This window comes from Streptococcus sp. cx1, assembly GCF_052384325.1.
In the GTDB taxonomy this organism is placed as follows: Bacteria; Bacillota; Bacilli; order Lactobacillales; family Streptococcaceae; genus Streptococcus; species Streptococcus salivarius_G.
The window spans coordinates 595,023-606,037 of record NZ_JBQSUN010000001.1 but is presented as its reverse complement, the minus strand read 5'-3'; the positions used below and the strand labels follow the sequence as shown (position 1 = coordinate 606,037).

14 protein-coding genes and 1 other annotated feature are annotated in these 11,015 nt (G+C 38.3%); of the genes, 2 read left to right on the top strand and 12 right to left on the bottom strand.

Annotated elements, in window-relative coordinates; all coding sequences use genetic code 11:
• Positions 1-305: 305 nt before the first annotated feature.
• Together ACT170_RS02890 and pepV are read right to left on the bottom strand one after the other, a co-directional pair.
• Entirely contained in the window at positions 306-890 is a 585-nt protein-coding gene (locus tag ACT170_RS02890; protein ID WP_049545103.1) for a uracil-DNA glycosylase family protein, read from the bottom strand.
• A gap of 40 nt (positions 891-930) precedes the next feature.
• Positions 931-2,337: a dipeptidase PepV gene (gene pepV / locus ACT170_RS02885; protein WP_022496340.1), complete on the bottom strand. Its 1,407-nt coding sequence runs from the start codon at positions 2,335-2,337 to the stop codon at positions 931-933.
• A 349-nt stretch (positions 2,338-2,686) separates the two neighbouring features.
• Between pepV and ACT170_RS02880 the strand changes: the two genes are divergently transcribed.
• Positions 2,687-2,872: a 4-oxalocrotonate tautomerase gene (locus ACT170_RS02880; RefSeq protein WP_002885057.1), complete on the top strand. Its 186-nt coding sequence runs from the start codon at positions 2,687-2,689 to the stop codon at positions 2,870-2,872.
• Positions 2,873-2,944: 72 nt separating this feature from the next.
• Here ACT170_RS02880 and ACT170_RS02875 read toward each other — a convergent pair whose 3' ends face one another.
• The 7 genes from ACT170_RS02875 to ACT170_RS02845 all read right to left on the bottom strand — a co-directional run bounded on the left by ACT170_RS02875 (position 2,945) and on the right by ACT170_RS02845 (position 6,766).
• The gene (locus tag ACT170_RS02875) at positions 2,945-3,466 is read right to left on the bottom strand and encodes a DUF2798 domain-containing protein (protein ID WP_444818000.1); all 522 of its coding nucleotides are present in this window, start codon (positions 3,464-3,466) and stop codon (positions 2,945-2,947) included.
• 85 nt (positions 3,467-3,551) lie between these two features.
• Positions 3,552-4,025 (bottom strand): GNAT family N-acetyltransferase, encoded by a 474-nt coding sequence (locus tag ACT170_RS02870; protein WP_037611239.1) that lies wholly within the window; start codon positions 4,023-4,025, stop codon positions 3,552-3,554.
• Between the two features lie 43 nt (positions 4,026-4,068).
• Positions 4,069-4,428, bottom strand: a complete 360-nt coding sequence (gene rplT / locus ACT170_RS02865; RefSeq protein ID WP_002885090.1) for a 50S ribosomal protein L20 — start codon at positions 4,426-4,428, stop codon at positions 4,069-4,071.
• Between the two features lie 56 nt (positions 4,429-4,484).
• The gene (rpmI, locus tag ACT170_RS02860) at positions 4,485-4,685 is read right to left on the bottom strand and encodes a 50S ribosomal protein L35 (protein WP_002885093.1); all 201 of its coding nucleotides are present in this window, start codon (positions 4,683-4,685) and stop codon (positions 4,485-4,487) included.
• Positions 4,686-4,723: 38 nt separating this feature from the next.
• Positions 4,724-5,254 carry a translation initiation factor IF-3 gene (gene infC, locus ACT170_RS02855; protein WP_002885108.1) on the bottom strand — a complete coding sequence of 177 codons (531 nt, stop codon included), beginning with the start codon at positions 5,252-5,254 and terminating at the stop codon, positions 4,724-4,726.
• Between the two features lie 13 nt (positions 5,255-5,267).
• Positions 5,268-5,390 (bottom strand) — a sequence feature (ribosomal protein L20 leader region).
• 23 nt (positions 5,391-5,413) lie between these two features.
• Positions 5,414-6,094 (bottom strand): (d)CMP kinase, encoded by a 681-nt coding sequence (cmk, locus tag ACT170_RS02850; RefSeq protein ID WP_022496338.1) that lies wholly within the window; start codon positions 6,092-6,094, stop codon positions 5,414-5,416.
• Between the two features lie 21 nt (positions 6,095-6,115).
• Complete coding sequence (locus ACT170_RS02845; RefSeq protein ID WP_002885112.1) at positions 6,116-6,766, bottom strand: SAG1386/EF1546 family surface-associated protein; 651 nt, start codon at positions 6,764-6,766, stop codon at positions 6,116-6,118.
• A 45-nt stretch (positions 6,767-6,811) separates the two neighbouring features.
• Between ACT170_RS02845 and ACT170_RS02840 the strand changes: the two genes are divergently transcribed.
• Positions 6,812-7,009 (top strand): ferredoxin, encoded by a 198-nt coding sequence (locus tag ACT170_RS02840; protein WP_002884882.1) that lies wholly within the window; start codon positions 6,812-6,814, stop codon positions 7,007-7,009.
• Here ACT170_RS02840 and ACT170_RS02835 read toward each other — a convergent pair.
• The 3 genes from ACT170_RS02835 to ACT170_RS02825 form a co-directional block, all read right to left on the bottom strand.
• Positions 6,993-7,493 carry an EbsA family protein gene (locus ACT170_RS02835; protein WP_002884906.1) on the bottom strand — a complete coding sequence of 167 codons (501 nt, stop codon included), beginning with the start codon at positions 7,491-7,493 and terminating at the stop codon, positions 6,993-6,995. The genes ACT170_RS02840 and ACT170_RS02835 overlap by 17 nt on opposite strands.
• Positions 7,494-7,549: 56 nt before the next feature.
• Entirely contained in the window at positions 7,550-8,773 is a 1,224-nt protein-coding gene (pepT, locus tag ACT170_RS02830) for a peptidase T (RefSeq protein WP_080610480.1), read from the bottom strand.
• Positions 8,774-8,852: 79 nt separating this feature from the next.
• Positions 8,853-10,979 (bottom strand): N-acetylmuramoyl-L-alanine amidase, encoded by a 2,127-nt coding sequence (locus ACT170_RS02825; RefSeq protein WP_410532964.1) that lies wholly within the window; start codon positions 10,977-10,979, stop codon positions 8,853-8,855.
• Positions 10,980-11,015: the final 36 nt, after the last annotated feature.

The window sequence follows — 11,015 nt, the reverse complement described above, 5'->3', positions numbered from 1 at the left end:
ATTATCTTAATATTTTTAAAAATTTACACTCATTTTCAATTTGTAAGTATTATTTAATTGATTCTTTAGTTTAAAAGGATAGCTACCTTAATTTTATATGTTACTTCTTCTGAAAATTAGAGTTAAATTGCACTGTATAAGCTAAGTATTAGAATTTTGTTAATTATTTTTGCAACTGTTTTTGTTAAAGTATCAAAAAGAGCCCCAAGGGGCTCAAATCTTTATATCATTTGAACATGTTCTAAATGTTGCTTCATTAATTTGATAACAATACCTAATGACAATACAAGTTCATATATCAGAAATCATTGACTTAAGATTTTTTTGACCAAAGCCTTCAACTCTGGAACTACTTCTTCCATAAACCATGGATTTTTGGCTTGCCAAATATTATTTCGAGGAGAGGGATGAACGAGAGGGAAAAACTCTGGAAGGTAATCTTTGTAATGCTTAACTGTATCCGTTAATTTTGCCGACGATTTTTGATGTAAATAGTAACGCTGTGCATAGTTACCTACTAAAATCGTCAATTGAATATCAGGAGCTAAAGCAAGAACTTTCTCATGCCACTTGTCTGCAAATCCTTTGCGAGGAGGTAAATCACCTGATTTACCATGACCTGGGAAATAAAAATCCATTGGCACAATAGCAAACATGCCAGATTCATAAAATTCTTCGCGTGAAACACCCATCCAATCCCTGAGATTATCACCGCTAGGATCATTCCAGTAAAGGCCGGACTCTTGGGCACGAATACCAGGAGCTTGTCCTACGATATTAATTCGTGCCGTTTTTGGAATGGTAAACAAGGGTTTTATACCTTGTTCCGTAAAAGCTTTATTTTGTTCATCGGACATGATTGCTTGCGTTAATTCTTCAAGTGTTTCCATATTTTCCTCCTCAAAAAAGAGACAAAACTGTCTCTCTTTTTTATTTGATTAACTCATAGATAGCTTCTGCATAAATGGCAGCTGCACGGTACAAGTCTTCGACCTCAGTAAACTCATTTGCTTGGTGCATCGTGTTAACATAACCAGGGAACATAGCTCCATAGGCAACACCACGTTTGAGGAGACGTCCAAATGTTCCGCCACCAATAATTTGTTCATGACCTTTAAGCCCTGTTTGTTTCTCATAGACTGAAAGAAGAGTCTCTACCATAGGATCATCAACTGGTACATAGTGTGGCACATGACCGTGTTCTGAGAGACTAACCGCCTTAGGACCTTCGAGTTTTTCAAGATCAGACTTAATAGCATCCGTATCAACCCCTTGAGGATAGCGGAAATTCAGAGCAATCGTATTATCTTCTGATTCCTTAGCGAAGTTAAATACACCTGCATTCATGGTCAATTCACCCATCTTAGGATCTGTAAATGCAAGACCTGTCTTTTCAGCAAAGAAATCCTTATGAAGTGTTTCAGCAATTAAATCCAAATACGTTTTAGCATTGCCTTGGAAATCAAATTGGCTAAGGAAGAGTGCCAAGTAGGTTGCCCCATTAATACCATTTTGAGGCATCATACCATGAGCTGATTTCCCATGAATAGTCACATGGAAAACACCAGCTTCTTCGGTCACTTGACCAGTTACTTCTTGTTCCACAACAAAGTCTGCTAATTTGGCCTCGAGTTCTTTCAAAGTGATAGGTCCAGTAAAATCTGCACTTGCTGATTCAGGAACCATATTTTCACGCAAACCACCATTAAAGGACACAAGACTAAAGTCCCCATCATTTTGACCTTCAAAATGGAGATAGGCTGTAATATTACCTTTTTCACCATTGATAATTGGGAATTCTGCATCAGGTGAAAAACCAAAATCAGGATCTTTTAATCCATTATGAGCGAAGTAATATTCCATATCGCCCCAACCAGATTCTTCATCAGTACCAACAATGAAGCGCACACGCTTAGATACTGGAAGCTCGAGTTCTTTAATAATTTTCAAGGCATAGTAACAAGCCATTGTTGGGCCTTTATCATCTGATGACCCACGGGCATAAAGTTTGCCATCTTTGATTACAGGTTCATAAGGATCTGTATCCCAACCGCTACCAGCTGGAACCACATCCAAGTGTGCAAAGATACCCAAAACTTCATCACCTTGACCAAATTCAAAGTCACCAGCATAATTATCGATATTACGAGTTTTATAGCCGTCACGTTCTGCTAAAGCAAGAAAATGTTCCAAAGCTTTTACTGGTCCAGGACCAAATGGGTGCTTATCATCAACCTTACTGTCATCACGTTCTGAGTTAATACGCAAAAGACCAAAAAGGTCCTCCATCAAAGCATCTTTACGCTTATCAACTTCGGCACGAAAATCAATTGTCATAATTTACTCCTTACTGTCTCTAGTTAGCATTATTTTACCATTTTTAGTAAGAGTTTTCATCCTTTATAAAGAAAATACAATCACTTACCTATCATTACAAGACGCCTTACCATTTTTATAGCATGTGAGACGTTCCCAAAATCAGGAATGATCGAATCAAAAGTAATACTATTACTTTCAACTAGGAATGCTTTCTCTTAGCTAGCGGCCTCTTTTTACTTTAAGCCTTACTATTGAAATCACTCGCATTGTAGCATTGCAATATTATCATTTCAAGAATTTCCAAAAACTTTAGAATATTCTCTTAATTAATGCTATAATAGGACTATCAAAACTAAGGAGATGCATTATGCCATTTGTAAAAATTGATCTCTTTGAAGGTCGTACTGAAGAACAAAAAATCGAACTTGCTCGCGAAGTTACTGAGGTTGTATCACGTGTTGCGAAAGCACCTAAAGAAGCTATTCATGTTTTCATTAACGATATGCCAGAGGGAACTTACTACCCACATGGTGAAATGAAAAAGAAAAACTAATCATCATTAAGCAGTCACATCCGTGGCTGCTTTTAAAATTAAAAGAACTGGAGAGAAACTCCAGTTCTTTACTTAGATTATAGTTGGTAATTCGTCATCGTCTTCAAAATTCTCTACAACTTCTTCACCAGGCAATGGTTTTTGCAGTTTTCCCAAGATAAAGCGTGAGATGGGACCAACTACTAGAAAATTAAGTGGTAAGGCCATGATAACATTTGTCAACCAAGCACGACCATAGGATGAAAGCGTCACCGACTGACCGTTGTACACTAATCCATAGAGCGACATAAAGGTTACCATGAATAGCGCAATGGTTCCAGAAATCACTAAAATCTTCGCCCATCGTTTATCATGGGCTTTTACTTTATGTAAAATTGCAAATGCAATTGTCTTGGCTAGTGGTCCCACCAAAAGCATATCCAGTAAGAAAGCAACCACAAATCCAGGAAGATAGCCTTGGAAAAAGTGACCCCAAGCAAAGGGAACTACTCCAGTCCAATCAAGGATGAGAAGATTCCACAGACTCATCCCACAGACCATCATTCCACACATTAAAAACGTAAAAAGCAAAGCTTCTTTAAAATTACGAGGCATTAAAATTCTCCATTTCTAAAAGTTCTCTTTCAGCATATCAAAATTTTTTATTCCTCATAAGTTAAATTTCTCTCATGAAAACGTATTATTTTAGGATGGTTTCCATTTCTGTATATCTCGGTTTCATACCTAAACGTTCGTAAAAACGTACAGCACCCGCATTATCATTCCATACGTGAAGTGTCAGATTATAACAACCTAACTCCTTAGCATAGTCCAAGGCAAATTGATAAAGCTTCTCCCCTAATTTTTGACCTCGAGCCTCCTTATCAACGCATAAATCATCAATAAAAAGAGTCTTAACAGCCTTTAGTGGACCATTATTATCAGATACTTCTTTAATCATTAAGAATAGATGACCTAAGATACGGCCTTCTTCATCCTCATATACAAAAATAGGTTTATTTGGATCATTAATCACTGCTTCTAAGTCTGCATCTGTAAATTTACTGCCTTCTGACTTAAAAACATCAGGGCGTGCATGATGATGCACTATAAGAATCTGCCCCAATAGCTCCTGTAATCTTGGAATATCTTCTGCTCTTGCTAAACGAATCATAATTACCTCCATAAAAAAAGATGGGTAAGCCCCATCTTAATTTTTATTTACCAAGTTTTGCTTTAGCTGCATCTGCAAGAGCTGTGAAAGCTGCTGCATCGTTAACTGCCAAATCAGCAAGCATTTTACGGTTAACTTCGATTTCAGCCAATTTCAAACCGTGCATCAATTGTGAGTATGACAAACCGTTCAAACGAGCTGCCGCATTGATACGTGTGATCCAAAGTTTACGGAAATCACGTTTCTTTTGACGACGGTCACGGTATGCATAGTAGTAAGAGTTCATTACTTGTTCTTTTGCAGTACGGAACAAGATGTGTTTTGCACCATAGTAACCTTTAGCAAGTTTCAATACACGTTTACGACGTTTGCGTGATACAACGCCACCTTTAACACGAGCCATTTATATATTCCTCCGAATTATTTCTAGTTTAGTTAATTTGTAATGCTTTTAGCGGATTAACGCATTTGTGAAAGCATTGATTTGATACGTTTAAAGTCACCTGAATGTACCATTGATGCTTTACGAAGGTGACGACGTTGTTTTTTAGTTTTACCGTGGAAACGGTGAGATGTGAAGGCACGGAAGCGTTTCAATCCACCTGAACCTGTACGTTTGAAACGTTTAGCTGATGCGCGGTGTGTTTTTTGTTTTGGCATTTTAAAATTCTCCTCTTAAAATAGTGTTAGTTTGACAATTATTTTTTGTCAGGAATTGGTGCAAGTTGCATGAACATTTGACGTCCATCCATCTTCGCTCTTTGCTCAATAATCGCAATATCTTGCGTTTTTTCAGCAAATTCCGCCAAGACCTTAGCTCCGATTTCTTTGTGAGTAATCATACGACCTTTGAATCGGATAGAAACTTTAACCTTGTTTCCTTTTTCAAGGAACTTACGGCCGTTACGAAGTTTAGTTTCAAAGTCACCTTTATCAATAACTGGACTCAAACGAACTTCCTTAACAGTAACAACGCTTTGTTTCTTACGTTGTTCTTTTTGTTTCTTTTGATACTCAAATTTGAACTTACCATAGTCCATAATCTTCGCAACAGGTGGCGTAGCTTGTGGTTGGATGAGAACCAAGTCAACATTTGCATCATCTGCAATAGCTTGCGCTTCTGACAATGGTTTAATTCCCAATTGTTCACCATCAAGACCAACAAGACGAACTTCGCGAACGCGAATTTCATCGTTAATGAATAGATCTTTCTTAGCTATGATCTTCACCTCTTTATTTTTTTAGAGAAAAACAAAGCGGACTTGATATACAAGCCCGCACACATAATATCCCTATAGGGATTTGACATGTTGGGCCAGACAACCTAAGTCGCAAGGCGAGAAGTTCTCACTTCTGCTTTTCTCATTGTTAATAGTATAACAAGTGAGTCATCCTTTGTCAATAATTTTTTTTGCTTTTTCTTGAATAAATTCCACAACACCATCAATAGATACACCTGTAGTGTCAAAAGTGATGGCATCTTCCGCTGGTTTAAGAGGTGAAACTTTACGATGACTATCTTTATAGTCACGTTCAGCAATTTCTTTTTTTAGAGTCTCAAGGTCAGCAGGAATACCTTTTTCGATATTTTCCTTATAACGGCGTTCCGCACGTTCATCAACTGAAGCAATCAAGAAAATCTTAAGTTCTGCATCAGGCAAAACCACGGTCCCAATATCACGTCCATCCATGATAATAGCACCATCTTGAGCAATACGTTGTTGTTGGGCAACAAGTTCTTGGCGCACTTCAGGAATGGCTGCTACCCAAGAAACATTATTTGTGACTTGGTTATCACGAATGGGGTGTGTAATATCAACATCACCAACATAAACTTGCTGACTACCATCTGCTGCTTTTCCAAATGAAATCGGATGTAGAGATAGTTGCTCCAAAATTTCTGGTACATTTTCCTCAGTCAAACCATTCTGCAAGGCCAAATAAGTTGCAGATCGGTACATAGCACCTGTGTCAAGATAAGTATAGCCAAGATTTTTTGCAATAATCTTGGCTACTGTACTTTTTCCACTTGACGCAGGACCATCAATAGCAATTCTAATATCTTTCATGATGTTCCTTTGCTTTTAAAATTATTGAACGTTAACGACGTCACCTGGGTTAGCATACCAGTAACCACTTGTCATGTGATCAGGGTTAAGACGTTCCAACTCATCTACAGAGATACCTGCACGTGCAGCGATAGAACCAGCACCTTCACCAGATTGAACAACAATTGATGAACCATCTGCTGCTGCCGTAGCACTTGATGGTGCTGTCTCAGCTGACTCAGTTGCATCTTCTTTTTCTACATGTTTAGAAGAGCTTGATGCTTTAGTTGAAGATGATTTCTCTTTTGAAGATTTTTCTGTAGTAGATTTCTCACTTTCCTCATCTTTGTTTGAGTCTTTCTTGCTAGATGAAGATTTAACAACTTTGCTAGTTGAAGATGAGTAGAATCCAGATGATTCCTTAGATTCCGCAGTTTTGTTTCCACCAACATTTGAAGTATAGAAAACAAAGAACAAAATACATACAACAATAACAAAGAATAATCCAAGCAAGACTGTCAAGAATGATGAATTAATGAATCCGCCACCTTTTTCGCGTTTTTCATCTGAAGGAGTGACATCCTCTTCTTCTTCATAATCCTCAAACTCATCTTCATCATCTAGAAAATCAGCGTCAACTACTTCTTCCAACTCTTCGTCAGAAACCTTATCTTCCCATGGTTTTTTACTCATGATATTCTCCTTGTAAAAACAATAAATCTATTTTAAAATAATACTATGAAAGTATCATTAATTCCAGAAAAATGTATCGCTTGTGGTTTGTGCCAAACCTACTCTCCCGTCTTTGATTATGATGACGAAGGTATTGTTAGGTTCAGAGACAGCGACCAACTCAATCAAATTATTGAAAATAGCCCTGAGACTTTGACTGCCGTCAAATCTTGTCCCACTAAAGCCCTTATTTGCGAAGTTTAAGCTTCAGGGCTTTTTTTGATTCCTCATAAAAGGCAAAGTAATCAAAGTTTGTCATATGATCCAATAACTCTACCTCACCTTTGAAATCAGGGTGAAGGGCTAATGCATCTAAGAAATATTTCTTAGGCCACTTTCTCATATAAAACTGACGTTTTTTACCATTTTTAAAAATAAGGCACAAGCCAGTTTTAATCACTTCGACTTTTTCAATATCACTAATTTTCACTTTGCGTGGTCTAAAAATATTGAAAGAAACAATACGCAGAATCCCATGATCTTCAATAATAAAGTATCGATGGAAACCTAAACCAAATAAGGCAACGAAAATAGTGAAGAGCATCAAAATATGTGAGGGCACCGAGTACAACTCGAATAGAAGGGCCGCCGCAATAAAGATTGGCGTAATGGCTAAAGACCAGTAGATAATCAGCCAAGATAATTCGGGTTGCCAATGGTAACGATACTTGCCGAAAATTTTAATCATCTCAGCACCTCCATTACTTCTAATTTTACCATAAAATCAGTATTTAGCAAGCTCAATTAAGGTTTACTGACAATTCCAAGAATAACATCTACGGCTTTTTCCATTGTCTGTAAGGAAACGAACTCATATCGACCGTGCATATTTTCGCCACCAGCAAAAAGGTTTGGAGTTGGAATACCCATAAATGAAATCTTTGAACCATCTGTTCCACCACGAATAGGTTCAATAACTGGCGTAATATTCAATTCTTCCATAACGCCCTTAGCCAGCTCAACAGGCGTCATATCTTTTTCAATAACCTGACGCATGTTATAGTATTGATCTTTAAGTACCAAATCAACTCGTGTCTGACCATAAGCTTTATTCATTTCATCGGCAATCTTTTGGAAGACTGCTTTACGATTTTCAAAAGACTCTGTTTCAAAATCACGGATGATATAAGAAGATTTTGCTTCTTCAACAGTACCTGTCATGGTTTGAAGATGGTTGAAACCTTGATAGCCATCTGTCAACTCAGGGCGTTCTTCTGCTGGTAACTGATTATGAAAATCAATTGCCAACTGCAGGGCATTGACCATTTGGTCTTTTGCTGTTCCAGGGTGGACATTGCGTCCGTGGAAGGTAAGTTCTGCTCCTGCTGCAGAGAAGGTTTCATACTGTAATTCACCCAAAGGTCCACCGTCAACTGTGTAGGCAAAATCGACATCAAAATCATCGACATCAAATTTATCTGCACCAATCCCAATTTCTTCATCAGGACCAAAAACTACACGAATCTCACAATGTTTGATTTCAGGATGTGCCTTCAAATAAGCCAAGGCTGTCATAATCTCAGCAATACCTGACTTATCATCAGCCCCAAGAAGAGTAGTCCCATCTGTCGTAATAAGCGTCTGACCGACATAATTCTTAAGATTTGGAAAATCAGCTGGGTCTAGGTTATAACCTGAATTTCCAAGGGGAATGATACCTCCATCATAAGAGTCAATGACTTGTGGTGACACTCCCTCTGCATTAAAATCAGCAGTATCCATATGAGAGATGAAACCAATCTTACGTGTTAACTTGTCATCGTTGGCCGGAAGGGTTGCCACTAGGTAACCATTACTTTCCAAATAATGAATGTTACTTAAACCCAGTTCTTCTAATTCTGGTTTTAAAACCTTCAAGGCAAAATCCACCTGGCTTTGTGTTGTTGGCGTTCTTGTTGCATTTTCATCACTACGTGTATTGATTTTGACGTAACGTAAAAAACGCTCTAAGAGTAAATCGTAAGCCATAAGCACTCCTTTTGTTGTATTTAGTATTCACCTCAATTATAGCATAAAAACCCATCATAATGATGGGTTAACATATAACTTAAACTTTAGATTCTTTTTCGTAGTAAGACTTAATCCCTGCTACAATTGCGTTAGCTAAAGTCTCCTGATAAGCAGAGGTATTCAATCGAGCTGCTTCTTGAGGATTTGACAAGAAACCAAGTTCAAGAAGGACTGCCGGAGCTGTCGTCTCACGCAAGACCGCAAAGGTTTGACGCTTCACGCCCTGATTCTGTGCTCCAGTCGCATTAATCAGGCTAGACTGGATGGCATTGGCTAAGGTATCACTCATGCTCAAACGAGTCGGATTAGCATGATAGGTCGCATTAATACGTGATGGATATTCTGCATAAGGTTGGTAATAATAAGTCTCAATACCCTGTGCTGCAGAACTTCCTGAAGCATTGATGTGGATACTTACGAAGATATCAGATTCAGAAGCATTAGCTGCACGTGAACGGTCCGTCAAGTCGACATAGGTATCACTTGTGCGTGTGGTCACAACTTGATAACCTTCTGCTTCTAGTTTAGCTTTCACGCGGCTTTGGATAGCCAAGGTCAAGCTCTTTTCAGAAATACCAAAGTAAGAAGCTCCTGGATCATAGCCACCATGCCCAGCATCCAGATAGACAACCTTATTTAAAACATCATAGTTTCCTCTTGATGCCGAACCGATTTTCTTAGGGGCTACCACATCGGCAGAGGTAGCGCCAAAGCCGATATTCTTACCAGAAGCATCAACAATATAGCCATGAACGATATACTTGCCTGAATTCCACTTGTGCTGACTAGCTGAAATAGTCACCTTGTATGAACCATCATCCTGTTTTGTGGCATTATGCCAAATAAGATCATCCTGACCATTTTGTTCAGACCAAACAGGTATTACCACACCTGAAATACCGCTTGGATTCGTCAGATTGGTGATAAGAACATCAAAAGTTCCACGATTTTTATCATTATTGGTAATAGTCAATGTTCCTTGAGTTTTAGTGATATCAAGTGTCACTTGTTTGCCACCTAAGCCAATGAATTTACCATCATTGTCAACCAAATAGACATGAGAATTATAAAGGTCGCTATCACCTTTATGGACGCTTGAACGAACAGTTACCTTATAGTCTCCATTAGCTTGCTTAGCTGCCTTGTACCAAATGATATCATCTTGACCATTCTTTTCTGACCAGGTTGGAACTAGGACTTCTTTGAAACCTCGTGGCGCAATCAAGTTTGAGATAACAAGATCATAGCTACCAGTAGCATTGTTGAGACCAGTGATAGCAAGGTCAGCTTTAGGATATTGACTCTCTACTCCTTCATTTTCTACGGTAGAAATGGAATTATTACACATTGCATCCCATTCATAAAGTTTATAAGCTTCGATCAAACGGATAAGTTTTCCGGGATAACTTGGATCTGTCGCATATCCTGCATTCTTCAGTTCTTGAGCCGCAATGCGATAATCTGTTTCATTCACAACTTTTCGGTAATTGTCTTTTCGCCACTCGGTACTCGTGAAAAATTTTGCATGGTCTACTACGCTATCATTCCATGAGGCATATTTTCGAAAAGCAGCATTGACTGTGATATAGTCACCATTAAGATATTCCTGTGTAGGTACAGTTACTATTTCTCCATGCCAATCCTCTGAATCTTTAATGCCAAAAAGATTATTGTTGGGAACCTTAGCAAGTTCAGAGCGTCCCCAACCACTTTCTAGAATAGCTTGCGCTGCCGTGATAGATGGAAGGATTCCTTCCTTGGCTCCATCCATAGCTCCTTGCTTAATGGCACTAAGAAAATGACGTTGATTCTGGTCAATTTCGCTAAGATCATCTGCCTCTTGATAAGAGCTTGTGGTCACAGAACTATTGGTTAAGACAGCTATTTTTGAAGAATCTTCCAGACTTGTTTGCTTCTCCTCTAATACCTCTTCACTTTGTAGATTCATTTGACTCGTTGAATCATCGTGTACTCCTACTTCAGAATAGCTTGCCGCTTGATTATCAGTACTTTCTTTCAAAGATGAAGATGTATCAGTTGGCGACAACATTTCATCTGCTTTCGCCGAATGACCAGACATTCCCAAAAATAAGATTGTCAGCATGACACCGCACAATCCATAAGCTTTACTTTTCTTAAATCCAAAATGAAATCCTAATTGCATCTTAATTTCCTTCTCTACTTACAATTTCTGCTAATT